We start from the raw sequence: 25,756 nt of genomic DNA on the forward strand, positions 1-25,756 counted from the left end.
TCGTGGGGAAAAATGTGGCGAATATATCAGCGGCGGGCATAAGGGGCGATGGCTTTCGCTCCGATATCAATGGCCTGCGTGCCTGGGCCGTGGTGGCGGTGGTGCTCTACCATTTCAATGTGCCGGGATTCAGTGGCGGCTTTGCCGGGGTCGACGTCTTTTTCGTGATTTCCGGTTTCCTTATGGCGGGCATTGTCTGCAAGGGGCTGGATACCGGGCGTTTTGGTCTCGCCAGCTTCTATCTGGCTCGGGCGCGGCGGATCCTGCCGGCCTTGGTCGTACTGGTCGCCGTTCTACTGGTGATCGGTTGGTTCCTCCTGATGCCGCGGGAATATCAGACCCTTGGCAAGCATGCCCGCGAGAGCCTGCTGTTCAGCTCCAACCTGCGCTACCTCGCCGAAGCCGGCTATTTCGACAGCGCTTCGCATGAGAAGTGGCTGCTGCATACCTGGTCGCTGTCGGTCGAATGGCAGTTCTACCTGCTGTACCCGCTGGGGCTGCTCGGGTTGAGCAAGCTGCTGCCCGGACGGCGGGCGCTGCTTGTCGCGCACCTGCTGGGGATTTTGGCGTCCTTCGCAGTTTGCCAGTTTCTGAGTGTCCGCGAGCCGAGTGCCGCCTTCTTCAAGCTGCAGTCGCGGGCTTGGGAAATGCTGCTCGGCGGGATGGTGTACCTGCTAGGCGAGCAATTCTGCCTGTCGGCACGTGTGCGCCAGTCGCTCGAGGTGCTGGGGGGCGCGCTTGTCGTCGCGGCGGTGTTGCTAGTGGATACCTCGATGCGCTGGCCGGGGACGGCAGTGCTGCTACCGACGCTGGGTGCGGGCCTGATCATCCTGGCAGGACGATCAGGCTCTTTCCTGACCTGTAGCAAGGCAGCCCAGTGGCTTGGGACGCGCTCCTATTCCATCTATTTGTGGCACTGGCCACTGGTTGTATTGCTGGTGTATTTCGATCAGCAGCATTCTCCCGTGCTGATTGGTGCTGGCTTGCTGGTTGCATTGCTGCTCGGTCACCTTTCCTATCGCTGGGTGGAGGTGCCGGCGCGCGACTGGCTGGCGCAAAAGAGCAAGGTGCGGGGGGCCATCTGGCTGGCGTCGTGCGTGGTCGTGTTTGCGGTTTCTGCACAGATGGTCCGTCGCAGTGGTTTTCCCGATCGCCTGCCGCAGGCGGTGGCGCAGGTCGAGGCTGAACGTCATAACCGCAACTCTCGCATCGAAGAGTGTCTGGGCGAGGCCGCACCCTGTGTCTTCGGTGGGGACCAGATAAGCGCTCTGGTGATCGGTGACAGCCATGCTGATGCGGTGGTCACCGCCGTGGCCGCCAGCCTGCCTAGCCAGCAGCAAGGAGTCTATTTCAGGGGGATGAGCGCATGCCTGATGGTCCTGGCCGCACACCGAGTCGGCTATGATGGCGCTGAACCGTGTCGGGGGCTGAAAGACGAGTTGTTCACGCAGCTGGAAACCCTCTATCCGGGCAAGCCCCTTATCGTGGTGAACCGAACCACTTTCTATGTCATGGGTGAACTGCCCATTCCAGGGATCAACCATCCGGGCCAGCCAGCGGTGTATTTTTCCCGTCCGGTCGAGACGGTCACCCCCGAGTTCTTGGAGGAGTTCCGCGAGCAGTACGTGGAATCCGCCTGTCAGTTGGCCAAGCATCATCCTCTATACCTGATGCGCCCGGTTCCCGAGATGATGGACAGCGTGCCCCATTTGCTGGGGCGTGCGATGTTGCTTGGCAAGCGGGTAGAGCCGTCGATCACGCGTACAGGCTACAGCCAGCGGCATGCCTTGGTATGGGCAGCTCAGGACGAGGCCGTCGCCCGTTGCGGGGCGCATATTCTCGATCCCGTACCCTACCTGTGTGATGAGCGAAGCTGTCATGGCAGTCGTGATGGCTGGCCGCTGTACGTTGACGACGATCACCTGAGTGAGTTCGGTAACCGCCTGCTGATTCCCATGTTTGCCCAGATATTCGCGGCGCCCACAGCCGAGTCATTAGCGCATGGCCAGGCGCGCTGAGAGCGCATTCAGAACAAGTGAGGATTTCGATGTTGCAGCAACTGACCCTGCGTCTGCACCACCTGCTCTACAAGAACCGCCGGATGATCCGTCAGGGCAATCGCCTGGAGCTGCCCGCCAGCAGCGAGCGCAACCTGAAGAAGGTCACCATCAAGCTGCGTGGTCGCAACAATCGCCTGGTGATTGGCGAGAATGTCACGCTGACGCACTGCGAGATCCGCTTGGGCGGGGAGAACAACCTGATCGAGATCGGCTCGAACGTGCGCTTCAGCTCCGGCAAGATCTATCTGGTCGATACTCAGGGGCAGCACATTCGGATCGGCGCGGATACGACCGTCGAGGGGGCCTACCTGCTAGTGGATGAGGCGGCGAGCATCGATATCGGCCGGGACTGCATGCTGTCGACCGACATCATCATGCGCACCGGCGACAAGCATTCGATCCTCGATCTCGAAACGGGGGAGCGGCTCAACCCCTCGTCCGGCATCAGGATTGCCGATCGCGTATGGGTCGGTCGCGATGTGCAGATTCTCAAGGGGGTGACGTTGCAGTCGGAAACCGTGGTGGCAACCCGCTCGCTGGTCAGCCGTGCCTTCGACGAAGGCAACTGCGTGGTAGCCGGGGTTCCGGCCAAGGTGGTCAAGCGGGGAATTCGCTGGGATCGCAGCAAGCTCTGAGGTGGTTGGCCCTTGATGTGATGCCGGGAGGCGTGTGCGACAAAGTGGATGGGCAGCAATCCCAGCGCGGGGCGATGTCCTTGCTGGTTGCCATTCGCTGATACAATCCGCGCCTCCCAACTGTGACAAGGGCCGCCGCATGGCCAGTTCCGCCCGGCAATCGAGCCTCAAGATCTACCTCCGCCTGCTGTCCTACGTGAAGCCCTACATAGGCTACTTCCTGGTCAGCATCATCGGCTATGTGATCTTCGCCTCCACCCAGCCGATGATGGCGGGGATCCTCAAGTACTTCGTCGACGGTCTGAGCAACCCCGATGCCGCCCTGTTTCCCGGGGTGGACTGGCTGGCCGAGCTGCCGCTGCTGTACGCCGTGCCGATCCTGATCGTGCTGATCGCCGCCTGGCAGGGCGTGGGCTCGTTTCTCGGCAACTACTTTCTGGCCCGGGTTTCGCTGGGGCTGGTGCACGACCTGCGGGTCGCGCTGTTCAACAGTCTGCTGACCCTGCCCAACCGTTACTACGACAGCCACAACTCGGGGCACCTGATCTCGCGGATCACCTTCAACGTGACCATGGTCACCGGCGCGGCAACTGACGCGATCAAGGTGGTGATCCGCGAGGGGCTGACGGTGGTGTTCCTGTTCGCCTACCTGCTGTGGATGAACTGGAAGCTGACCCTGGTGATGCTCGCCATCCTGCCGGTGATCGCCGTGGTGGTGAGTAGTGCGGGCAAGAAGTTTCGCAAGCAGAGCAAGAAGATCCAAGTGGCGATGGGCGACGTGACCCACGTTGCCTCGGAGACCATCCAGGGCTATCGGGTGGTGCGCAGCTTTGGCGGCGAGCCCTACGAGCAGGCCCGCTTCCTGCGCGCCAGTCAGGGCAACACCGACAAGCAGCTGGGCATGATCAAGACTTCGGCGATCTACACGCCGACCCTGCAGCTGTTGATCTACACCGCCATGGCGGCGCTGATGTTCCTCGTGCTGCTGCTGCGCGGCGACGCCTCGGCCGGCGATCTGGTGGCCTATATCACCGCCGCCGGCTTGCTGCCCAAGCCGATCCGCCAGCTGTCCGAGGTCAGTGCCAACATCCAGAAGGGTCTGGCGGCGGCCGACAGCATCTTCGAGCAGCTGGATGAGCAGACGGAGACTGACCGCGGCAGCGTCGAGCGCGAGCGGGTCAGCGGCCGCCTCGAGGTGAAGAATCTCAGCTTCGTCTATCCCGAGACCGACAAGCCGGTGCTGCAGGACATCAGTTTCAGCGTCGAGCCGGGGCAGATGGTCGCGCTGGTCGGGCGCTCCGGCAGCGGCAAGTCGACCCTGGCCAACCTGATTCCGCGCTTCTACCATCACAGCGAGGGGCAGATTCTTCTCGACGGGGTGGAAGTCGAGGATTACACCCTGCGCAACCTGCGCCGGCATATCGCCTTGGTGACCCAGCAGGTCACCCTGTTCAACGACAGCGTGGCCAGCAATATCGCCTATGGCGACCTGGCCGGGGCGCCGCGCGAGGCTGTCGAGCGGGCTGCCGGAGATGCCTACGCCCGCGAGTTCATCGACAAGCTGCCGCAGGGCTTCGACACCGAGGTGGGTGAGAACGGCGTGCTGCTCTCCGGCGGCCAGCGCCAGCGCCTGGCGATTGCCCGCGCGCTGCTCAAGGACTCCCCGCTGCTGATTCTCGACGAAGCCACCTCGGCGCTGGACACCGAGTCCGAGCGGCATATCCAGGCGGCGCTGGACCGGGTCATGCAGGGGCGCACCACCCTGGTGATCGCCCACCGGCTGTCGACCATCGAGAAGGCCGACCTGATCCTGGTGATGGACCAGGGGCGCATCGTCGAGCGTGGCACCCACGGCGAGCTGTTGGCGCAGGGTGGTTTCTACGCGCGTCTGCACGCGATGGGACTGGATGAGGAGGGCGGGGCGGAAATCGCCTGAGCGCGCTTTGCGGCCCCGTCCGTGGAGCGCCGATGGCCGCGTCTGGCTAGCCTGTGTGCTGTTGCATCCAGAGCGTGCTGCGGCACGCCTGGCAGACTTTGCGGCCATGTTATGATCGCCGCCGATTCTCATACTCCCCCGGAGATCCCATGAAGCTGTCCATGCCCCGTTTCGATCAGGCCCCCGTGCTGGTGGTCGGTGATGTCATGCTCGACCGCTACTGGCATGGCGCGACCAACCGCATCTCGCCGGAAGCGCCGGTGCCGGTGGTCAAGGTCGAGCAGATCGAGGATCGCCCGGGTGGAGCGGCCAACGTCGCGCTGAACATCGCGGCCCTCGGCGCGCCGGCCTGGCTGGTCGGCGTAACCGGGCAGGACGAGGCGGCCGACAGCCTGGCCGAGCGCCTGCATGCCGCGGGTGTCGATGCGCACTTCCAGCGCATTGCCAGCCAGCCGACCATCGTCAAGCTGCGCGTGATGAGCCGCCACCAGCAGCTGCTGCGCCTGGACTTCGAGGAGCCCTTCACCACCGATGGTACCGCGCTGCTCGCCGACGTGACCGCGTTGCTGGACAAGGTCCGGGTGCTGATCCTCTCCGACTACGGCAAGGGCGCGTTGCCCAACCACCAGGCGCTGATCCAGGCCGCACGGGCGCGCAACATCGCCGTGCTGGCCGATCCCAAGGGCAAGGATTTTTCCATCTATCGTGGCGCCAGCCTGATCACCCCCAACCTGGCCGAGTTCGAGGCGGTGGTCGGCCGCTGCAGCGACGAGGCCGAGCTGGTTGCCAAGGGCCTCAAGCTGCTCGCCGAGCTGGAGCTGGGCGCGCTGCTGGTGACCCGTGGCGAGCACGGCATGACCCTGCTGCGCCAGGGTTTCCCGGCCCTGCACCTGCCGGCCCGTGCCCGCGAGGTGTTCGACGTCACCGGCGCCGGCGACACGGTGATCTCCACCCTGGCCACCGCCCTGGCCGCTGGCGAGGAGCTGCCCCAGGCGGTCGCGCTGGCCAACCTGGCGGCCGGCATCGTGGTCGGCAAGCTCGGCACCGCGACCGTCAGCGCCCCGGAGCTGCGCCGTGCGGTGCAGCGCGAGCAGGGCGTCGGTCGCGGGGTGATGACCCTCGACCAGCTGCTGCCGGTGCTCGAGGATGCCCGCGCCCATGGCGAGAAGGTGGTGTTTACCAACGGCTGCTTCGATATCCTGCACGCCGGCCACGTCGCCTATCTGGAGCAGGCGCGCGCCCAGGGCGACCGGCTGGTCGTGGCGATCAATGACGATGCCTCCGTCGCGCGCCTGAAGGGGCCCGGTCGGCCGATCAACAGCGTCGACCGGCGCATGGCGGTGCTCGCCGGCCTCGGTGCGGTGGACTGGGTGGTCAGCTTCGCCGAGGATACCCCCGAGGTCCTGCTGGAGAAGGTGCGTCCCGACGTGCTGGTCAAGGGCGGCGACTACGGCCTCGATGGGGTGGTTGGTGCCGACATCGTGTTGGCTTACGGAGGTGACGTGAAGGTGCTGAACTTCGTCGATAGTTGCTCGACCACTGCAATTGTCGAGAAGATTCGCGAGCGCTCCTGAGCTCGAATATTGCGCGCCAGCCGCGCAGTGACGCGGGGCGCAAGCATTTCTGCACGGACTGCTGGGACTGCGGCCAGCCATTGCTGCCGAGGCGTGGGCTGGCGTGATCGGTTTAATTGTGGGAATTCATGATGATTGGAATAAAAAGTATCGCCAGTTACATCCCGGCAGGCCGGATCGACAACATCGCCCAGGCAGCCTCCTTCGACCGGGATGAGGCCTTCGTGCAGGCCAAGATCGGCACCGCCACGCTGTCGGTGAAGGATGCCTCCGAGGACACCTCGGATCTGTGCGCCGCCGCCGTGCGCAACCTGCTGGCGAAGAACCCCGAGCTGCGTCTGGAGGATGTCCAGGCGCTCATCGTGGTGACCCAGAACGGCGACGGCGAAGGCCTGCCGCACACCTCGGCCATCGCCCAGCACAAGATCGGCCTGCCCACCAGCGTGGCCTGCTTCGACGTCTCCCTGGGCTGCTCCGGCTATGTCTACGGCCTCTATGCGATCAAGGGCTTCATGGAAGCCGCCGGCCTGAAGAACGGCATCCTGGTCACCTGCGATCCCTACTCGAAGATCATGGATCGCAGCGATCGCATGACCACCCTGCTGTTCGGCGACGCCGCCACCGCGACCTGGATCGGCGAGGATCCGCTGTGGGAACTGGGCCCGGCGCGCTTCGGTACCGACGGCAGCGGCGCCGATCATCTGATCGTGCGCGATGGCTGTTTCCACATGAACGGCCGTCAGGTGTTCAACTTCGCCAGCCTGAAGATCATCCCGCACATGCAGGAAGTCCTCGAGGAAGCCGGCCTGAGCCTGGACAGCGTGGATGCCTACTGTCTGCATCAGGGCAGTGGCGCGATTGTCGATGCCATTGCCAAGAGGCTAGGCGAGAACGGTGACAGAGTCGTGAAGGACATGTGCGGCGCCGGCAACACCGTGTCCTCTACCATCCCGCTGTTGATGGAGCGTTACGCCTTCGAGGGTTCGGCGTGGCAGAACCTGGTGATGAGCGGCTTCGGCGTCGGCCTGTCCTGGGGCTCGGCCGTCCTCTTCCGCCGCGGATGAGCAACCGCGGCGAATGAATTCGCCCCTGCGTGGCTCCGTTCCCCTGCAGGGGCGAACTCATTCGCCCGGTAGTGTGCTCAGGCGCAGCGTCGCTGCGTCACCCAATCGTCCCAGCGTACCCGCTCCTCGCGGATCAGCCAGCCATCCTGAGCGGCAAAACTTTCCGACAGCCACAGCCCGTCGGTGGCAGCGCTGCGCAGTTCGCCGTGCTGCAGGGTGAACAGCTCGTTGTCGGGGTTATCCACCGGCAGCAGGTAGAGATCCGGGCTCTGGCGGTCGAGGCGACTGAGCAGAACGCCGTCCTCCAGGCATTCGTCGCTGTGGAACAGACTTGGCTCCAGCAAATCTTCCGGCAATTCCAGCCGCAGGTCGTAGACCAGCTGCAGGGAGGCGGTGGGCAGATGCACGTAGGCCTGCGGGCGCTCCAGCAGCGGCAGGTTGCCGGCATGCACCCGACGGGCGGCGCCGGATAGCGGGCTGAGCCGGTAGTGGTACTGGCCGTGATGGGGCAGGGCGGCGCCGTGCGGGGTGGGCAGCCAGTGCTCGCCGAAGCGCCCGCCGAGCCAGCCGCGCGGGGTTTCCACCAGACATTCCTCGGCCACCTCCTGCAGGGCGGTATGCAGCGGCAGATGCAGCTCGCGACTCGGCACGTAGCCGGAAATCAGCTTGAGCACACAGTCGCCGCGATCCTGGCGCTGCTGGCGGACCAGCAGCCAGTAGTCGCGGTCCTGCCAGTTGAGGGTCAGGCGCACGGAGACGCCGAGGTTGGCCAGCTCGCAGGTGAAGTGCTGGGGCGTGTCGATCTGCAGCGGACGGCGCCGCTCGAGCATCTGGCTGAAGTTCAACGGGGCGCCGAGCGGCTGGTAGACCAGACGCTGCGCGGAGGCTTCGACATGCAGCGGCTGGGTCTTGAAGGTGCTCGGGTCCTTGCGGGTGAGAATCCTGGGCATGGCGACTCCTTGGGCTGACAAGAATGCATTGGAATTGTGCAGTCAGCCCGCGTCTGCGCGTGACACAGACGCGGGGCTCGGGGTCAGGAGAGGTTAGCCGAGCCTGAACGCTCTGTCTGTGCGCATCGGTCAGACGGATTGTCGCGCCTTGAGCAGCGCCGCCACTGTGGCTACGTTGCTCGCCAGGTGGGCGGGAGTGATGGTGCCGACGATCGCGCTGCTCACCGCCGGGTGGGCGAAGATCAGCTCGAAGCTGGCGCGCACCGGATCCATGCCGGCCAGGCAGGCCTCCTGCGAGGTGGCCTGGCCGACCTGCTGCGCGGGCCGGCAGGCATGACCGCTGGCCAGCGCCTTCTTGATCAGGATGCCCTTGCCATGGCTCGCCGCGTAATCGAGCACGGGCTTCTCGCCCTGCTCGTTGAGGTTGTAGGTGACCATCGCGCAGTCGCCGTCCTCCAGCGCGCGCAGGCCGCCGGCGACGGTCTTGCCGGAGAAGCCGAAGGCGCGGATCAGGCCCTCCTGCTTGAGCTGGGCGAGGGTGGCATACACCTCTGTCTGCTCCAGCACGGCGAGGTCGTTGCCGTCGGAGTGCACCAGCACCAGATCCAGATAGTCGGTTTCCAGGCGCCGCAGGCTGCGCTCGACGGAAAAGCGCGTGTGCGCGGCGCTGAAGTCGAAGTGCGAGGCGCCGTGGTCGAACTCCTCGCCGACCTTGCTGCAGATCACCCAGTCCTGGCGCTGGCCGCGCAGCAGCGGGCCGAGACGCTGCTCGCTGACGCCATAGGCCGGCGCGGTGTCGAGCAGGTTGATGCCCAGCGCACGGGCCTGGCTGAGCAGGGCGGCGGCGGTGCGGTCGTCGGGGATGGTGAAGCCGTTGGGATACTTCACCCCCTGATCGCGGCCCAGCTTGACCGTGCCCAGACCCAGCGGCGAGACGACGAGGCCGGTGCTGCCCAGCGGGCGCCAGAAGTCGTGCAGGCTGCTCATGCGAACAGTTCCTCCCAGAGCGGCCGAGCCACGGTGGGGCGGGGCAGCTCGGGCAGGGCCGGACAGTTGCCCGGCTGAACCGCTTCGCGCTCGAGGGTGGCGATCACCCGGTCGGCGAAGTCCGGCGCCAGCGCCAGCTTGGTTGGCCAGCCGACCAGCAGAGGCCCCTGCTCGCTAAGAAAGGCGTTGTCCGGGCGCACCAGGCCGGACTGCGCCGGCTCGGCGCGATCCACGCGCAGGGTGCGCCACTGTGCAGCCGATAGATCGACCCACGGCAGCAGCTCGCCCAGCTCCTTCTGCGCCGCCTTGATCTGCGCCGCCTCGTCGCGCGCCACGCCGTCGGCCTCTGCCAGATCGCCGCCGAGATACCATACCCACTGACCATCGGCAGTCGGATGGCTGGTCACCGTGACCCGCGGTTTCGGTCCGCCACCCAGGCAATGGGCGTACAGCGGTTTCAGCGTCGGCGCCTTGACCAGCACCATGTGCAGCGGACGCAGCTGCTGTTTCGGCTGCTCGATGCCCAGAGTGTTGAGCAGATCGGCATTGCCCTGGCCGGCACTGAGCACGATGCGCCGGGCGCGGATCTCGCGGCCATCGACCCGCAGGCCGACCAGCTCGCCATCCTCGCGCAGCGGCGCGATGCGCTCGCCGGCCAGCAGGCCGTCGCCGCCCAGCTCGGCCAGGCGGGCGATCAGGCTCGGCACGTCGAGCACCAGCTCGGCCAGGCGATAGACCTTGCCCTTGAATTTCGGGTGCTGCAGCGCCGGCGGCAGCTCGGCGCCCTTGACCTGATCGACCCGTCCGCGCATGGCCTTGCTGGCGAAGAAACTGGTCAGGTTGCCGGCCAGGGTGCCCGGCGACCACAGATAGTGCGCCTCGGAGAGCAGGCGCACGCCGGAGAGGTCCAGCTCGCCACTGCCGGCCAGCGCCTCGCGCCAGCGCCTGGGCATGTCGGCGATGGCCTCGGAGGAGCCGGTCAGCGCGCCGCTCAGCGCGTACTTGGTGCCGCCATGGATGATCCCCTGCGACTTCACGCTCTGCCCGCCGCCGAGGCGGTCGTTCTCCACCAGCAGGGTGGCGTAGCCGAGCCGGCGCAGGCGGGCATTCAGCCAGAGGCCGGCGATACCGCCGCCGACGATGAGGATATCGGTGCTCAGGGCTTGAGACATGAACGGGTGCCATTCGGGAACAAGGGGCAAAGTATAACGCCGGGCACCGGCGCAGTGCCGCCGGAAGCCCCCGAGAGCGCACGATCCTTGTGGACTTGTGGACTTGTGGACTTGTGGACTTGTGGACTTGTGGACTTGTGGCTTGTGGGAGGCGCGACCTCGCGGCGATGCAGGCCACAGGCCTGCCATAAGGATCTCCGCCCATGCAGTGCTTAGAGTTGACCCCGCCAGAGCGTGGTGCTCCGTGTGACGGATGGCCGCATAAAATGGCGGCCAACTGATATCCTCCGCGCCCATGAACCGCACCCTCTACACGCTCCTGTTGCACCTGGCTCTGCCGCTGATCGCTTTGCGCCTGTACCTGCGCGGGCGCAAGGCGCCGGCCTACCGCCAGCGCATCGCCGAGCGCTTCGCCTTCAAGCTATCGCCGCTCAAGCCCGGCGGCATCTGGGTGCATGCCGTCTCGGTGGGCGAGAGCATCGCCGCCGCGCCGCTGATCCGCGCCCTGCGCGAGCACCATCCCGAACTGCCGATCACCGTTACCTGCATGACGCCCACCGGCTCCGAGCGCATCCGCGCGCTGTTCGGCGATCAGGTGCAGCACTGCTACCTGCCCTACGACCTGCCGTGGGCGGCGGCACGTTTCCTCGATCGGGCGCGACCGAAGCTCGCGGTGATCATGGAAACCGAGCTGTGGCCCAACCACATCCACCAGTGCGCCCGGCGCGGCATTCCCACCGTACTGGCCAACGCCCGCCTGTCGGCGAAGTCAGCCCGCGGCTATGCCCGCTTCGCCGGCCTGACCCGACCGATGCTCGCCGAGATGAGCTGGATAGCCGCGCAGACCGAGGCCGAGGCCGAACGCTTTCGCCAGCTGGGCGCCCGCCCCGAGTGCGTCAGCGTCACCGGTTCGATCAAGTTCGACCTCACCATCGACCCCGAACTGCAATCGCGTGCCCAGGCGCTGCGCGCCAGCTGGGGTGCCGACCAGCGCCCGGTGTGGATCGCCGCCAGTACCCATGCCGGCGAGGACGAGATCATTCTTGCTGCCCATCGTCGACTGCTGGCCGAAAAATCCGACAGCCTGCTGATCCTGGTGCCGCGACACCCGGAACGTTTCGAGGCCGTCCATGTCCTATGCCAGCGCGAAGGCTTCGCCACCGTGCGCCGCTCATCCGGCCAGCCAGTGGGCGAGGGCGATCAGCTGCTGCTCGGCGATACCATGGGCGAACTGCTGTTCCTTTACGCCTTGGCGGATGTGGCTTTCGTCGGTGGCAGTCTCGTGCCCAATGGGGGGCACAACCTGCTGGAGCCGGCGGCCCTGGGTTTGCCGGTGCTCAGCGGTCCGCACCTGTTCAACTTCCTCGAGATCGCCGCGCAGTTGCGCGAGGCTGGGGCGCTGGCTGAGGTGGCCGATACCCAGGCGCTGCATGAGGCCGTGCAGCAACTGCAAGCGGATAGCGCCCGCCGTCAGCGGATGGGACAGGCTGGCCTCGGCGTACTCAAGGCCAATCAAGGCGCTCTAGAGCGATTGCTGAATGGGCTTGAGCGTTTGTTGATCGCCGGAGGACGGCGCGACTGAAGGTTTGGCGTAAAGGCCAACCGCGAAAATAATGCCAGCTTGCCGGCATGGGGTGGCAGGTTGGGCAAAATCCATGCGACGGTCTCAAGCGTATTGCCAGCATTGAGTGCCTTCCTTAGCATGCCGGGTCCTTTTCGGTCAGGCGCATAAACCAAGGAGCAGTAAGTGCAGCAAGCAGGAATCCACAATCGTTACGGCGATGACGAAATCGACCTTCGAGAGCTGTTTGCCGGCCTGTGGGCCGAGCGTCTGCTGATCCTGCTGGTCACTCTGGTGGTCGGTGCAGGCGCAGCCGCCTATGCCTTTCTTGCCACCCCCGTGTACGAGGCGAAATCCAGCCTGCTGCCGCCGCGTCTGAGCGATATCGCCGGTTACAATGTTGGCCGTGCTGAGGCCAAGCTGGTCGAGTTCAAAGTGGCGGACGTCTACAGCGTATTTACCCGAAACCTGATCTCCGAATCGGCCCGCCGTAGTTTCTTCAGAGAGGTCTATCTGCCTTCCTTGACCGAAGAGCAGCGCTCGGCTCCGCAGGATGTGCTGTGGAAACAGTACAGCGCGACGTTAACGGCCAAGGCGCCGGACTTGAAGGCTCGCCCCGAGTATTTCGAGGTGCGGGTCGAGCACAAGGATCCCGAGCTCGCCGCGCAATGGGTCAACCTCTACGTAGAGCGTGCCGCTGAGCTGGCGCGCAGCGACATGCAGCAGAATGTACGCCAGGAGCTTGATGCTCGTATCCAAGAGATCGAGCGGCAGATCGAGGTGTTGCGCGAAGCAGCACTGAAGCGCCGGGAAGACCGCATCGCTCGCCTCAAGGAGGCCTTGGTAGTAGCGGACAAGGTGGGGGTAGATGCGCCGCAGGTCACTCCTGGACGCACCTCCTCGGATGGCGACCTGTCCTCCTTCGTTGATGGCAGCCTGATGTACATGCGTGGCGCCAAAGCCATCCGTGCAGAGCTGCAGGTGCTGGAGGCCCGAGAGTCGGATGATCCATTTATCAGTGAGCTGCGTTATCTGCAGAGCCGGCTAGTCTTCCTGCAACGTATTGACGTGAAGCCCGACAACGTCGCCGTCTTCACCCTCGACAGCGCGGCCGAGGTTCCGGAAACCCCGATCAAACCGAAGAAACGCTCGATCCTGATCCTCGGTTTGGCACTTGGCGGAATGCTCGGTATTTTCCTTGCGCTGATTCGGCGTCTACTACGGAAGGACCCGACCGCCGCCGTATGATCGCGAGCCAGGCAGGCTTTCCTGCTGGCATGACAACGCCCGTGCCGCGCAAGCGGTGCGGGCGACTGCGTTAACCTGCCGTTCTCAGGAAAGCGACGTCAAATCCTGGGGCGGTAGCGTGCTTGAAAACCCCAAGCTGGGAGTAAAGATCAGCACCTGAATCATGGACGCTGCGCCTATACGGCGAAGGGGCTGCCAATTGCCCGCCAACAATCAAACCAGATACAAACACCAATGCCAGCAACCAGCTTTATTCGCCTGACCAACATCGCCCTGCGCGGCATGACGCTGGCTAGCAAGTTCCTCCTGATCTTCTTCCTCGCCAGATTCCTCGAACCTGCCGAGCTTGGTCTCTACGGCCTGCTAACCGCGACTATCGGTTATGCGTTGTATCTGCTCGGTTTCGACTTCTACACCTTCACCACCCGCGAGCTTCTCAAGCGAGAACGCAGTGAATGGGGAGGACTGCTCAAGGACCAAGGCGCGCTTTCACTGGCTCTTTACATTCTTTTCCTGCCGCCGCTAGGCCTGATCTTTATCAAAGGTCTACTGCCTTGGAGTGTTGCTGGCTGGTTTTTTACGTTACTGGTTCTCGAGCACCTGACCCAAGAGCTTGGCCGCCTTCTTGTCGCCGTCTCTGAACAGCTTTTGGCCAGCCTGGTACTGTTCCTGCGCTCGGGCAGCTGGGCCGTAGCTGTGACCGCACTGATGTTTATAGAGCCTGGTTCGCGTAGCTTGGAAATGGTGTTCGGCGCATGGGCTGTGGGGGGCTTCCTTGCCTTGTGTCTTGGAGCCTTCAGGCTCAAGCAACTGCAGATCGGTGGTTGGCACAAGAAAGTCGACTGGAGCTGGATTCTCAAGGGGCTGAAGATCGCCATTCCCTTTCTGGTTGCGACCCTCGCGCTTCGTGGTCTGTTCACCCTCGATCGCTACTGGTTTGAATCGCTGGCCGGTTTGGAAGTACTCGGCGCTTATGTCCTGTTCATGGGTATCAGCAATGCCCTGATATCCTTTCTCGATGCTGGCGTCTTCGCCTTCAGCTATCCCAGCCTGATCAGTGCCCACAGCCATAAAGACTCAACGGCTTTCCGCCAGGGTATGCGCAAACTGTTGACTCAGACTGTTGCACTCTCCACTGCCTTTATCCTGATTGCACTACTGCTGATCGGTCCCTTGTTGGACAGACTTGAAAAACCCCTGTATCTCGAACAACAGGGCATTTTCCCTTGGATACTGCTTGCTACCCAGCTCTATGCTCTCAGCATGATTCCGCATTGCGCGCTTTATGCCCAAGGCCATGATAAACCGATTATCCACAGCCACATTGCTAGCCTGCTGGCATTTATCCCGGCGACTTGGCTGTTTTCCCAGTCTTGGCCGGTGCTGGCTGTTCCGCTTGGGCTGTGTAGCGCCTTTCTTTTCATCCTGCTCTGGAAGTCGTGGGCATTTTTCCGCCTGACTCCTTTGCAATATCGTTCAACCTGCTCTTGAAACACTCAAGGTCTTTACCAAAGGACACACTGAATGCTCAGCAACAAGACCATCCTCGTCACCGGCGGCACCGGCTCTTTTGGCAACACCTTCGTGCCGATGACCTTGGCCAAGTACAACCCGAAAAAAATCATCATCTTCTCCCGCGACGAGATGAAACAGTGGGACATGGCCAAGAAGTTCGAGGGTGATCCTCGCGTACGCTTCTTCATTGGTGACGTGCGCGACAAGGAGCGTCTGTACCGCGCCCTCGACGGTGTCGACTACGTGGTGCATGCCGCTGCCACCAAGATTGTCCCGACTGCCGAATACAACCCCTTCGAGTGCGTCAAGACCAACGTCAACGGTGCCATGAACCTGATCGATGCCTGCATCGACAAGGGCATCAAGCGCGTGGTCGCCCTGTCCACCGACAAGGCCAGCAGTCCGATCAACCTGTACGGCGCCACCAAGCTGGCGTCCGACAAGCTGTTCGTCGCCGGCAATTCCTACTCCGGCGGCCACGACACCCGCTTCGCCGTGGTCCGTTATGGCAACGTCATGGGCTCGCGCGGCTCGGTAATCCCGTTCTTCATGTCGATCAAGGACAAGGGCGTGCTGCCGATCACCGATGAGCGCATGACCCGTTTCATGATCTCCCTCGAAGAAGGCGTGGAGCTGGTCTGGCATGCCTTCGAGGATATGGAAGGCGGCGAAATCTACGTGAAGAAGATTCCGTCGATGAAGGTCACCGATCTGGCGCGTGTCGTCGCACCCGATGCGAAGCAGGAAGTCGTCGGCATCCGTCCCGGCGAGAAGCTGCATGAGCAGATGATCAGCGCCGAGGATGCCTACTACACCTACGAGTACCCCGAGCACTTCAAGATCCTGCCGACTATCAACAGTTGGGCCACCTGCGAGAAGCGCATCAAGGACGGCAAGAGGGTGCCGGAAGGTTTCGTCTACGCCAGCGACAACAACTCCGAGTGGATGAGCGACGCTGACCTGCAGACCTGGATCGACATCAACCGCGACAAGATCGGGAGCATCTGATTCATGATTCCCTACGGTCGCCAGGACATCACCCAAGCCGACATCGATGCCGTCGTGGGTGTGCTGCAATCCGACTTTCTCACCCAGGGGCCGATGGTGCCGCGCTTCGAGCAAAGCGTGGCGCAGCATGTCGGTGCTAGCCATGCACTGGCGGTGAACAGCGCAACCTCTGCGCTGCATATCGCCTGCCTGGCGCTGGGACTTGGTCCCGGCGACCGTCTGTGGACCACCCCGGTCACCTTCGTCGCCTCGGCCAACTGCGGTCTGTACTGCGGAGCAGAGGTGGACTTCGTCGATATCGACCCCCGCACCTACAACCTCTGTCCGCAGGCACTGGAGCGCAAGCTCGTGCGGGCCGAACGCGAAGGCAGGCTGCCCAAGGTCGTGGTGCCGGTGCACCTGTGTGGTCAGCCCTGCGATATGCAAGCCATTCACGCGCTGGCCCGGCGCTATGGTTTCAAGATCATCGAGGACGCCTCCCACGCCATCGGCGGCAAGTACCAGGGTGAGTTCATCGGCAACGGTCGCTACAGCGACATCACAGTATTCAGCTTCCATCCGGTGAAGATCATCACCACTGCCGAAGGCGGCATGGCGCTGACCAACGATGCCGAACTGGCCAACAAGATGGCCCTGTTGCGTAGCCACGGCATCACCCGTGACCCGGCGCAGATGACTCACGAGGCCGATGGCCCCTGGTACTACCAGCAGATTGATCTCGGCTTCAACTATCGGATGACCGAACTACAGGCCGCTCTCGGTGTCACCCAGATGGAGCGGCTGGACCAGTACGTGGCCCGTCGCCACCAACTGGCTCGCCGCTACGACGATCTGCTGGGCAGTCTGCCGGTCACCACACCCTGGCAGCATCCGGATAGCTACTCCGGTCTGCACCTGTATGTGATTCGCCTGCAGCTGGACAAGCTCCAGAAGACTCACCGCCAGGTGTTCGAAGCCCTGCGTGAGCTAGGTATCGGAGTCAACCTGCACTACATCCCGGTACATACCCAGCCGTATTACCAACGCATGGGTTTCCAGACTGGCGACTTTCCGCAGGCGGAAAGCTACTATGCCGAGGCCATCAGCCTTCCGATGTTCCAGACCATGAGCGAGGAGCAGCAGGATCAGGTGGTCAAGGCCTTGGTATCCTCAACTGCAGGCTAAAAATGATAATTTCACCCTCAGTCGAGATCCTCAATAAGCTGATCCGCCATCAGATCCATAACCTGTTTCTGTTAGAAACGGTCGAGGAGGCGGTCTTGGCAAGGTCGCTACCCGAAGCCTTGTACAAGACCGAAAAATGCTTCGGTCAATCAAAAAACAAGTACTATAAAAAAGATGGAGAGGTTTTTTTCTCCATCTACCACTCCGGGCAGTACTGTGTTTTTCTATATTTTCTTGCGCGCCAGGTTTTCTTGGAAAGCCCTGAGTGTCGTAATTTGGCTGACAAAGTTTACTTCCTAAATAAAACCCTCAATGGCCTTGATCTATATTATGAGATTGAAATGCCGGAGGTTTTCCATCTCGATCATCCCGTAGGTAGCGTGATGGGACGCGCTAGCTATGGAAACAATTTTACCTTTTCTCAGTTATGTACTGTCGGGAATAATAAGGGGGTATTCCCAAAGATTGGTGAGAATGTGCAAATGCTCTCTGGGTCAAAAATACTTGGCCAGTGTGTCATTGGAGATAATGTTATAGTTTCCGCCAATACATACATAAAGGACACTGACGTACCGGCAAATTCCCTTGTGTTCGGCAGCTCCCCGAATCTTGTTATCAAACAAAGGATGAGCTAGGAAAGCATGAAAATAGCCATCATCCCCGCTCGCGGCGGCAGCAAGCGCATCCCGCGCAAGAACATCAAGCCTTTCTGCGGCAAGCCGATGATCGCTTGGTCCATCGAGGCGGCGCTGCGAAGCGCCTGCTTCGATCAGGTCATCGTCTCCACCGACGATACCGAGATTGCCGAAGTGGCCAGCCAGTTCGGGGCCACCGTGCCCTTCATGCGTCCGGCCGAGCTGTCCGATGACCATACCGGCACCATCCCGGTCATCCGCCATGCCATCGAGTGGTTTAACGCCCAAGGGAAAACCGTCGAGCAGGCCTGCTGCCTGTACGCTACGGCCCCCTTTGTCAGTGCAGAGGATATCCGCCGTGGCCTGGACGTCCTCCAGGGAAGCGACTGCGACTACGCCTTCTCGGTAACCAGCTATGCCTTCCCGATCCAGCGCGCCATCCGCATCACTGAACAAGGGCGGGTCGAAATGTTCAACCCGGAGCACTTCAACACCCGCTCGCAGGATCTCGAGGAAGCCTTTCACGACGCCGGCCAGTTCTACTGGGGGCGCGCCGCGGCTTGGCGAGAGGGCCGAATGATCTTCAGCTCAAGCTCGATGCCCGTGATCCTTCCGCGCCACCGTGTACAGGATATCGATACAGCGGAGGACTGGGTGCGTGCCGAGTGGATGTTCAAGGCCATGCAATCCCAGGCGCAGTGATGGGGCGCCGGATGAAAATCGCCTTCCGCGCCGACGCCTCGCTGCAGATAGGCACCGGCCACGTCATGCGCTGCCTGACTCTGGCCGATGCCCTCAAGGCCAAGGGAGCAGAATGCTGGTTCATCTGTCGCGAGCACCCCGGCAACCTGATCGACTTTATCCGCAGCAAGGGCTATACCACCCACGCTCTGCCTCTCCGAGTGCCTGCAGAGGCGAATGCATCCGCGAAAGTGACTGCGGCAAGCGCCCCAGAACCAGCCCACGCGCACTGGCTCGGCGCTTCCCCGCAACAGGATGTCGTTGAATGCGCTCGTATCCTCGACGATCTGCAGCCCGACTGGCTGATCGTCGACCACTACGCACTGGATGCCCACTGGGAAGCTGCGCTCAAGCCGTATTACCGCAAGCTGATGGTGATCGACGACCTGGCGGATCGCCCCCATCAGTGCGACCTGTTGCTGGACCAGACGTTTGGCCGTGATGCCGAGGATTACAGATCCCAGGTTCCCGTGGGCTGCACGCTGCTGTGCGGCTCGCAATACGCCCTGCTGCGCCCGGAGTTCTCAGCGATGCGCCCCTACAGTCTGCAGCGCCGGCAGGATCCGTCGCTCAAGCACCTGCTTATCACTATGGGGGGCGTCGACAAGGACAATGCTACTGGCCAAGTGCTGCAAGCACTCAGGTCCAGTGAGTTGCCTGCCAACTGCCGCATCACCGTGGTCATGGGAGCCGCCGCGCCCTGGCTTGCCGAGGTCCGCCAGTTGGCAGAACAGATGCCCTGGTCAACCACAGTCAGGGTTGGCGTCAGCGACATGGCACGATTGATGGCTGATAGCGATCTGGCGATCGGGGCCGCGGGTGCCACTTCCTGGGAGCGCTGCTGCCTCGGACTGCCAGCAGTGATGGTCGTTCTAGCCGAGAACCAAAGGCAGGTCGCCCAAGGGCTGGAGCAGGCGGGAGCGGTTAAAGTCATACAAAGTCCGCAACTGATCCTTGAATGTCTTCCTGTCTTGCTGGCTCCTCTGATTTCATCGTCAGTCCAGCGAGCAGCCATGAGCCAGACCGCCGCACTCATAGCTGACGGCAGTGGCGTAACAACCGTTATCCAGCATCTGGAGTTCTGAAGTGACAGCAGCGGTTCACCAACGGGTACGCCCGATGACCCACGCAGATCTCGAGCAAGTGCTTGCCTGGCGCAATCACGAGGAAGTTCGCCGCTACATGTACACCCAGCACGAAATCAGCCTGGTCGAGCACACGCGCTGGTTCGAACGGGCATCCCAGGACCCCAGCCGGCACCTGCTGGTATTTGAAAGCAATGCCGCGCCACTGGGCTTCATCAATTTGCACCAGATAGCTCCCGGTGGCGTGGCCGACTGGGGCTTCTACGCGGCGCCCGATGCTCCCAAAGGTACGGGCCGGCAACTGGGACACGCCGCCATTCAGTACGCCTTCACCCAGGTAGGTTTGCACAAGCTCTGCGGCCAGGCGTTGGCCTACAACGAGCGCTCCATCAAGTTTCATCTGAACCACGGCTTCCAGCAGGAAGGCGTACTGCGTGACCAGCATTTTGACGGTCAGAGCTACCACGATGTGGTCTGCTTTGGCCTACTCGCTCCCGAGTGGCAAGCGAACAATTGAGAGACAACAGCATGTCGAACACTCCCAGCATCAGCATTGCCGGTCGGCGTATCGCCGTCGATACTCCGCCGTACATCATCGCCGAGCTTTCCGCCAACCATAACGGCAAGCTGGAAACCGCGCTGAAGATCATCGAGGAGGCGAAGAAGGCCGGCGCCGACGCCATCAAGCTGCAGACCTACACTGCCGACACCATTACCCTCGACTGCGACTCCGAAGAGTTCCAGATCCATGGCGGCCTGTGGGACGGTAAAACGCTCTACCAGCTCTACCAGGAAGCCCATATGCCTTGGGCGTGGCACGCTCCGCTGTTCGAGTATGCCCGCAAGCTCGGCATCACCATCTTCAGCTCGCCCTTCGACAACACCGCCGTCGACCTGCTGGAAGACCTCAATGCCCCAGCCTACAAGATTGCCTCCTTCGAGGTCGTCGATCTGCCGCTGATCAAGTACGTCGCCAGCACCGGCAAGCCGATGATCATCTCCACCGGCATGGCCGATGCCGAGGAAATCCAGGAAGCCATCGAAGCCGCCCGTGAAGGCGGCTGCAAGGAACTGGCCATCCTCCACTGCGTCAGCGGCTACCCGGCCCCGGCCGAGGATTATAACTTGCGCACCATCCCCGACATGATGCAGCGCTTCGGCCTGGTTACCGGGCTGTCCGACCATACCCTGGACAACACCACTGCCATCGCCAGCGTGGTGCTAGGCGCCTCCATCATCGAGAAACACTTCACCCTCGACCGCAGCGGCGGTGGCCCGGACGACAGCTTCTCGCTGGAGCCGGCAGAGCTGGCGGCGCTGTGCCGCGACAGTAAGACCGCATGGGCGGCTCTGGGGCAGGTGGATTACGGGCGTAAGTCCAGCGAGCAGGGCAACGCCCAATTTCGACGCTCGCTGTACTTCGTGAGGGACCTAAAGGAAGGGGAAATCATTACTGCTGATGCTGTACGGAGTGTGAGGCCTGGTTTTGGGTTGCCTCCCAAAAGCTTGGAAATGATTATTGGCAGGCAGGTAGAAAAAGATATTGAAGCGAATACAGCTACAAGTCTTTCTTTTATTAAGCCGTAGGCTTTTAGAGAGCTAATTGGCTAGGTTGGTTAATTTTAACGCTGTGGGCTTCAATTGGTGTCCCCCCGTTCGTTGGCTAAGCAGGCTTCGGGAAGATTTGTAAATGGACTGTTCGAGTCAAGTTCAAGATTTTTTTTAGATTTCCTCTGAAAAAAACTCCCCCGCTACAGTGTAAACCCCTCGTTCTTCATTATATTGTCGTAACGAATGTTGATGTTTCGGGTGTCTCGTCTTCATGTGCTTAGTGTGTATTGTTTTTTGTTTGTGAAATTAAAATAAATACTTGAATGGATTTGGCTTTCATGAAGATAGTTGTTGTGTGTCAAACCGCACTGCATTTTTTGTTGGCTTCGGTATTGCTTGCGGGGCGCTCTGGGGAAAAAATATTTGTGTGGGTTGAGGAGTCGGATATAGATGAGGTATTTGTTGAGGAGATTGTTGCAGCTAGTGAGGCAAGGATCATTCGTTTGAGAGGGGCTGCAAAGTTATCAGGTAAAATTTTGCGAACACTTCGTAAAATGTTGAATGTAAGGGGGTTGAGGAAAGAGAGAGTGCTGGGTGGCTGCTCAGAGTTGATTGTGTTTAATGACTTGATGCCGGAAACCCAATGTCTGATTAATGCCGTTGGTTTGTCTTCGGGGAAGGTTTGCCTTGGGGAGGACGGGGTGGCGTTATACGAAATTGGCGGTCGCGTCCACGTCAATGTTGCTAGTCGGTTGGCGGGGAAGTTTTTGTATGGGTATTGGTGGGAGCCTAAAGAAAGAATAGGGGAGCATAAAGGTATTAAGACAATTTATGCGGCAATGCCGGGCTTGATAAGGGCGAGTGTTTCTGAAGCAAGGGATGTGCACAATCTCCCCGCGGTTGACCCGGGTTTTTTTTCAAGTGTTCTACATAAAAGCTACCCTGAATTTTCATGCATTGATAATTCGGTTCTTTGTGTTTTGCCATTATCTAGCATAGTGAAGCCTGGAAACATTATACGTCTTCTCGAAGCTCTTGGTAAGCAAGGGAAGATTCTGATAATAAAGTTTCATCCAAGAGAGTCAGAGCAGAATATTTCAGAAATACTTAAAGATATTCGTTCTTCTAGCTATGTGTGCGCTCCCAAAAATATTCCGGCAGAGTTGCTTTGTATGGGGAGGCATCCCCCGTCGATGGTCGTTGGCTATAAAAGCTCGGCGCTGCATATAATAAAGTCGCTTATGCCTGATATATGTCTTAGGTATTATGAGCCTTTGATGGAAGAGGGTGCTATTGGGTGGAGGGATTTTTATAATAAAAACGGCATTAATGAATATGTTTTTTAGTTCATCTTGTGTTGTGTTTTTTTGTGGCTGTTGTGATGTGATGCCTCGGGGGCTGATGTAATGCTACAGGCAGCTTTTTGGTGTATTTTGGTTCTAAAGTATGTATTCTGGATTGTTGCGCCAGATAGTTATTATTTTGTGATGTTGGGCTGGATCTCGGTTCTTGCGGGGGTGTCTTTTTTACAGCTAACAAAAAGCCGGTGTATTTTTTTGCCGAAAAGTCCGTGTGGTGTTGTGCTTTTGATTTATGTGGCCTGGGCTGTATTTTGTTGTTTTCTTCCGTGGACAGATGATCGAGTGACGGCGTTAGCGTATGCAATTTTGCCTTTATTGGCATGGCCATTCATTGCTAATCGAGATGGTGCGGAGAAGGCGTTAGTTGGTTTTTGTTGCGGGGTTGTAGTCGGTGGTTTGATTGTGGTGGTTTTTGTTCTTTATTTGGTCGGGTGGGGAGGGGTTTCTTCAAGGGATGGTGGCCTTGAGCAGTTGGGGCCGAATACGATAGCTTTTATTAGTGCGTTAGGTCTTTTTTGCTCTATGTATTTGAGTGATGTTTGGGCTGGAACGGGGCGGGCAGCTGTTTCAAAGATATTTGTTATTATATTTCTGGTTTTTACTTTTCTTACTCTTAGCAAGACTACTATTATTGCTGTATTTGCGGCGATGCTCTTTAGTGGCGTCCCCCTATTCAGACGCTTAGGTTTGATTAGAAGTTCGGTTTTGGTTGTTTTCGCCTTGGTTGTGGCTTTTGTGTTCTTCTTTTTTGCATGGGATAAAATTTACTCGAAACTAAGTGATCCTGCATCTTTTGAGACATTTTCAAGTAGGCTTCTGTTGTGGGAGCAAATATTAAATTCGCTCAGTGGGTGGGATGCTTTTTTTGGCTTTGGATTTAATTCGTCTGTCGTCGTTTCCAAAGCTGCGGGGCTTCACGTGTTTGGCACCGAATCGTTTGGTCAGGCGCATAACGCCTTTGTTGAGGGAGTTGTTAATACAGGGATGATTGGTGTCATTTTGTTGTTTTATTCGCTTTTTGTTGCTTTCCTTGGGCTTACATGGAGAGTGAATTTTGGTGTTGGTAATAAAGCTTTAGCAGAGGTAAGGTTGTTTTATTTGGTTGTTTTTTTATTGGTCGTTAGATCTATTTCTGAAGGGTCGTTTGCTCAGCCTGGAACGATTGATTCTGTTGTTTATTTTTATATTGTTATTTTTTTCTCTGTTATGGATGGGGGGCGCCGGCTTAGGCTGAAAGTTGCGTAGCAGGCTCGTTTTGCTGTGGTTGTTTTTTTTGTTTTTTTGATTTCAGTCGGCCCTGTTTTTTCTGGGTTTAAAATACATGTCAATCTTTGGTGTTTTGCTATGAGAATACTTTTGGCGCACAAGTATCATTATTTGAAAGGTGGTGCTGAGGTTTTTTATTTTGAGGTTGCAAATGTGCTAAAAAAACACGGTCATTGCGTGGCTTTTTTTAGCACAATGAATTCGGAGAATGTTGACACGGGTGATCCACTTTTTGAAGTTGAAGGGCCAAGCTATGCTGAAGGTAACATTTTTTCAAGGGTAATTGGCTCCAGGGATATTTTTCACTCGAAAAAAAACAAGCAGGCCATGCTTGATGCTATTGATGATTTTAAGCCTGATTTGATACATGCGTTTGCTATTCATGTGCACTTGACACCTTCAATTCTTGAAGCAGCAAAAGAGCGCAATATCCCTGTTGTGATGTCGTGTAATGATTATAAACATATTTGTCCTAATTATAAGATTTATGACGGCTCGGCCGTGTGCGAGGCCTGCAAAGGCGGTAAATTCTATCAGGCTGCAGTGAAAAAGTGTTGTAAGGGCTCTTTAATATATAGTACAGCGTCCGCTATTGAAGCCTATGTGCATGAGCGTCACAAGGTTTATGACAGGCTGGTTGATAAGTATCTGTTTGCAAGTGATTTCATGCTGCGCAAAACACAGGATTTTTGGCGCGATAAAAAAATTAACTATGGAGTTTTGAAGAATCCCTTTGATGCTTCTGAATATGAAGTTCATCTGCGAGGGGATTATGCTCTCTATTTTGGAAGGGTCATCGAAGAAAAAGGGGTGGACCGTATCATAGCGGCTGCTGAGTTGATTCCTATTCCCTTGAAAATAGTTGGTGATGGACCTGATTTAGAGAAGCTGAAGCGCGTGGTAACAGATAAGAATCTCGTGAATGTCGAATTTTTAGGAGCTGTGTGGGGCGCAGAGTTGAAGGAGGTTCTTTATGGGGCGCGATTTGTAATTGTTCCCTCTCTGTGGCATGAGAACTTTCCTTATGTGGTTTTCCAATCATTTGCTGCCGGCAAGCCTGTTGTAGGGTCCAGGCGTGGCGGAATACCCGAGCTGGTTTCTGGCGATAGAGGGATTCTGTTTGATCCAGACAATATTGCTGAGCTAGCCTCATGTATGGAAGCACTCTGGCGATCTCCTGAAAAAAGCGCTGAAATGGGGAGGCTTGCGCGTGATTATGTTGAGAGTGAGTTTTCAAGCGATGTCTTTTATTCGTCACTAATGTCTAGCTACCTGAGTGTCATGAGATGAAGGTTCTGGTAATTGGTGGCTATGGTTTTATAGGCTCTCATGTTTCGGAGGAGCTGATTCGGCGGGGGCACTATGTGCGCGTTTATGCTCGGCGTCCGCCTTTATTTAAGACCAGCGCTGAGTGGTTTTTTGGGGACTTTCATGATAGTGCTAAGTTGGCAGAGTCTCTGGTGGGTATTGATGTTGTCGTTCATAGCCTTAGTTCGACAGTGCCAGCCACGAGTGCCTCGGATCCGGTTTCTGATATTCAGAAGAATCTGGTTGGGACGGTTGTTCTTCTGCAATTAATGAAAGAGGTTGGTGTTGGTCGTCTGATATACCTATCCTCAGGAGGTACTGTCTATGGAAACCCCTTGGTCAGTCCTGTTGTTGAAAGTCACCCCTTGAATCCAATTTCCAGTTATGGAGCTGTGAAGGTTGCGATAGAAAAATTCATAGGAGTATCTCAGCACAGTTGGGGTGTGGTTCCTATAATCTTTCGGCCTTCTAATCCTTATGGGGAGAGGCAGGGGCATGGTGGAGTACAAGGGCTCATATCTACAATATTAAGCAATGCCCTTCGTGCGGAGCCGACATGTATATATGGCGATGGGTCTAGCGTCCGGGATTATATATATGTCAAGGATCTGGCAGTGTTGATAGCTAATTCAGTTGAGGTGGGCGGGGAGGGAATTTATAATGCTGGTTCTGGGCGTGGTTTTAGTGTGGGTGAAATAATAAGTGTTATTAAAAAGGTCACTGGGCTTCCCGTTCCTGCTAAATATTTGCCAGCTCGAGATTTTGATGTCAAGGAAGTTGTTCTTGAAAGTGGCTCTGCGATGAGTGCTTTTGGTTGGAGGCCTACTACTTCCTTGGAGCATGGTGTCAAGTGTCATTTTGAATGGTTGAAACGTTTTAAGAGTGATGCTTTTTGAGGGCGTCTTTGATTTCTTTTGAGTTGAGTGGTTTTTTGG

At 59.0% G+C, this 25,756-nt stretch carries 22 protein-coding genes; 19 read left to right on the forward strand and 3 right to left on the reverse strand.

The features are described 5' to 3' along the window. Window positions 1-2 precede the first annotated feature (2 nt). The 5 genes from BM297_RS08545 (at window position 3) to BM297_RS08565 (ending at window position 7,269) form a co-directional block, all read left to right on the forward strand. Complete coding sequence (locus tag BM297_RS08545; RefSeq protein ID WP_245768232.1) at window positions 3-2,018, forward strand: acyltransferase family protein; 2,016 nt, start codon at window positions 3-5, stop codon at window positions 2,016-2,018. Between the two features lie 32 nt (window positions 2,019-2,050). Continuing rightward, window positions 2,051-2,695, forward strand: coding sequence for an acyltransferase (locus BM297_RS08550; protein WP_139231039.1), 645 nt, complete (start codon window positions 2,051-2,053; stop codon window positions 2,693-2,695). Between the two features lie 139 nt (window positions 2,696-2,834). After that, window positions 2,835-4,631 carry a lipid A export permease/ATP-binding protein MsbA gene (msbA, locus tag BM297_RS08555; protein ID WP_092430237.1) on the forward strand — a complete coding sequence of 599 codons (1,797 nt, stop codon included), beginning with the start codon at window positions 2,835-2,837 and terminating at the stop codon, window positions 4,629-4,631. A 149-nt stretch (window positions 4,632-4,780) separates the two neighbouring features. Beyond that, window positions 4,781-6,205 (forward strand): bifunctional D-glycero-beta-D-manno-heptose-7-phosphate kinase/D-glycero-beta-D-manno-heptose 1-phosphate adenylyltransferase HldE, encoded by a 1,425-nt coding sequence (hldE, locus tag BM297_RS08560; protein ID WP_092430239.1) that lies wholly within the window; start codon window positions 4,781-4,783, stop codon window positions 6,203-6,205. Between the two features lie 131 nt (window positions 6,206-6,336). Beyond that, window positions 6,337-7,269 (forward strand): ketoacyl-ACP synthase III, encoded by a 933-nt coding sequence (locus BM297_RS08565; RefSeq protein WP_092430369.1) that lies wholly within the window; start codon window positions 6,337-6,339, stop codon window positions 7,267-7,269. A 77-nt stretch (window positions 7,270-7,346) separates the two neighbouring features. Here BM297_RS08565 and BM297_RS08570 read toward each other — a convergent pair whose 3' ends face one another. The 3 genes from BM297_RS08570 to BM297_RS08580 all read right to left on the reverse strand — a co-directional run bounded on the left by BM297_RS08570 (window position 7,347) and on the right by BM297_RS08580 (window position 10,378). Further along, window positions 7,347-8,219, reverse strand: coding sequence for a metal ABC transporter ATPase (locus tag BM297_RS08570; protein ID WP_092430241.1), 873 nt, complete (start codon window positions 8,217-8,219; stop codon window positions 7,347-7,349). Between the two features lie 129 nt (window positions 8,220-8,348). Beyond that, on the reverse strand, window positions 8,349-9,206 hold the full coding sequence (locus tag BM297_RS08575; RefSeq protein ID WP_092430243.1) for an aldo/keto reductase: 858 nt from the start codon (window positions 9,204-9,206) through the stop codon (window positions 8,349-8,351). Then, window positions 9,203-10,378 (reverse strand): NAD(P)/FAD-dependent oxidoreductase, encoded by a 1,176-nt coding sequence (locus BM297_RS08580; protein ID WP_092430245.1) that lies wholly within the window; start codon window positions 10,376-10,378, stop codon window positions 9,203-9,205. Before BM297_RS08580 ends, BM297_RS08575 begins: the two co-directional genes overlap by 4 nt. Window positions 10,379-10,673: 295 nt before the next feature. On the opposite strand from BM297_RS08580, the gene waaA reads away from it, so the two are divergent. From waaA to BM297_RS08645, 14 genes are all read left to right on the forward strand, one after another. After that, on the forward strand, window positions 10,674-11,960 hold the full coding sequence (waaA, locus tag BM297_RS08585; RefSeq protein WP_092430248.1) for a lipid IV(A) 3-deoxy-D-manno-octulosonic acid transferase: 1,287 nt from the start codon (window positions 10,674-10,676) through the stop codon (window positions 11,958-11,960). A 165-nt stretch (window positions 11,961-12,125) separates the two neighbouring features. Continuing rightward, a complete protein-coding gene (locus BM297_RS08590; protein WP_092430250.1) occupies window positions 12,126-13,187 on the forward strand; it encodes a Wzz/FepE/Etk N-terminal domain-containing protein in 1,062 nt (353 codons plus the stop codon). Between the two features lie 234 nt (window positions 13,188-13,421). After that, window positions 13,422-14,678, forward strand: a complete 1,257-nt coding sequence (locus BM297_RS08595) for a lipopolysaccharide biosynthesis protein (protein ID WP_092430252.1) — start codon at window positions 13,422-13,424, stop codon at window positions 14,676-14,678. Between the two features lie 33 nt (window positions 14,679-14,711). Beyond that, entirely contained in the window at window positions 14,712-15,710 is a 999-nt protein-coding gene (pseB, locus tag BM297_RS08600; protein WP_092430254.1) for a UDP-N-acetylglucosamine 4,6-dehydratase (inverting), read from the forward strand. A 3-nt stretch (window positions 15,711-15,713) separates the two neighbouring features. After that, complete coding sequence (gene pseC, locus BM297_RS08605; protein WP_092430256.1) at window positions 15,714-16,874, forward strand: UDP-4-amino-4,6-dideoxy-N-acetyl-beta-L-altrosamine transaminase; 1,161 nt, start codon at window positions 15,714-15,716, stop codon at window positions 16,872-16,874. A gap of 2 nt (window positions 16,875-16,876) precedes the next feature. Further along, on the forward strand, window positions 16,877-17,509 hold the full coding sequence (locus BM297_RS08610; protein ID WP_092430258.1) for an LbetaH domain-containing protein: 633 nt from the start codon (window positions 16,877-16,879) through the stop codon (window positions 17,507-17,509). A 6-nt stretch (window positions 17,510-17,515) separates the two neighbouring features. Next, complete coding sequence (gene pseF, locus BM297_RS08615; RefSeq protein ID WP_092430260.1) at window positions 17,516-18,211, forward strand: pseudaminic acid cytidylyltransferase; 696 nt, start codon at window positions 17,516-17,518, stop codon at window positions 18,209-18,211. A gap of 11 nt (window positions 18,212-18,222) precedes the next feature. Beyond that, on the forward strand, window positions 18,223-19,335 hold the full coding sequence (pseG, locus tag BM297_RS08620) for a UDP-2,4-diacetamido-2,4,6-trideoxy-beta-L-altropyranose hydrolase (protein WP_092430371.1): 1,113 nt from the start codon (window positions 18,223-18,225) through the stop codon (window positions 19,333-19,335). Between the two features lie 34 nt (window positions 19,336-19,369). Continuing rightward, window positions 19,370-19,852 (forward strand): UDP-4-amino-4,6-dideoxy-N-acetyl-beta-L-altrosamine N-acetyltransferase, encoded by a 483-nt coding sequence (gene pseH / locus BM297_RS08625; protein ID WP_092430262.1) that lies wholly within the window; start codon window positions 19,370-19,372, stop codon window positions 19,850-19,852. 11 nt (window positions 19,853-19,863) lie between these two features. Further along, entirely contained in the window at window positions 19,864-20,922 is a 1,059-nt protein-coding gene (gene pseI / locus BM297_RS08630; protein WP_092430264.1) for a pseudaminic acid synthase, read from the forward strand. A 302-nt stretch (window positions 20,923-21,224) separates the two neighbouring features. Continuing rightward, a complete protein-coding gene (locus BM297_RS21540) occupies window positions 21,225-22,232 on the forward strand; it encodes a polysialyltransferase family glycosyltransferase (RefSeq protein WP_139231040.1) in 1,008 nt (335 codons plus the stop codon). Window positions 22,233-22,292: 60 nt separating this feature from the next. Continuing rightward, window positions 22,293-23,492, forward strand: a complete 1,200-nt coding sequence (locus BM297_RS08635) for an O-antigen ligase family protein (RefSeq protein ID WP_092430266.1) — start codon at window positions 22,293-22,295, stop codon at window positions 23,490-23,492. A gap of 99 nt (window positions 23,493-23,591) precedes the next feature. Further along, on the forward strand, window positions 23,592-24,803 hold the full coding sequence (locus BM297_RS08640) for a glycosyltransferase (RefSeq protein WP_092430268.1): 1,212 nt from the start codon (window positions 23,592-23,594) through the stop codon (window positions 24,801-24,803). After that, window positions 24,800-25,717, forward strand: coding sequence for an NAD-dependent epimerase/dehydratase family protein (locus tag BM297_RS08645; protein ID WP_092430270.1), 918 nt, complete (start codon window positions 24,800-24,802; stop codon window positions 25,715-25,717). Before BM297_RS08640 ends, BM297_RS08645 begins: the two co-directional genes overlap by 4 nt. Window positions 25,718-25,756 lie beyond the last annotated feature (39 nt).

It is taken from the genome of Geopseudomonas sagittaria (genome assembly GCF_900115715.1).
In the GTDB taxonomy this organism is placed as follows: domain Bacteria; phylum Pseudomonadota; class Gammaproteobacteria; order Pseudomonadales; family Pseudomonadaceae; genus Geopseudomonas; species Geopseudomonas sagittaria.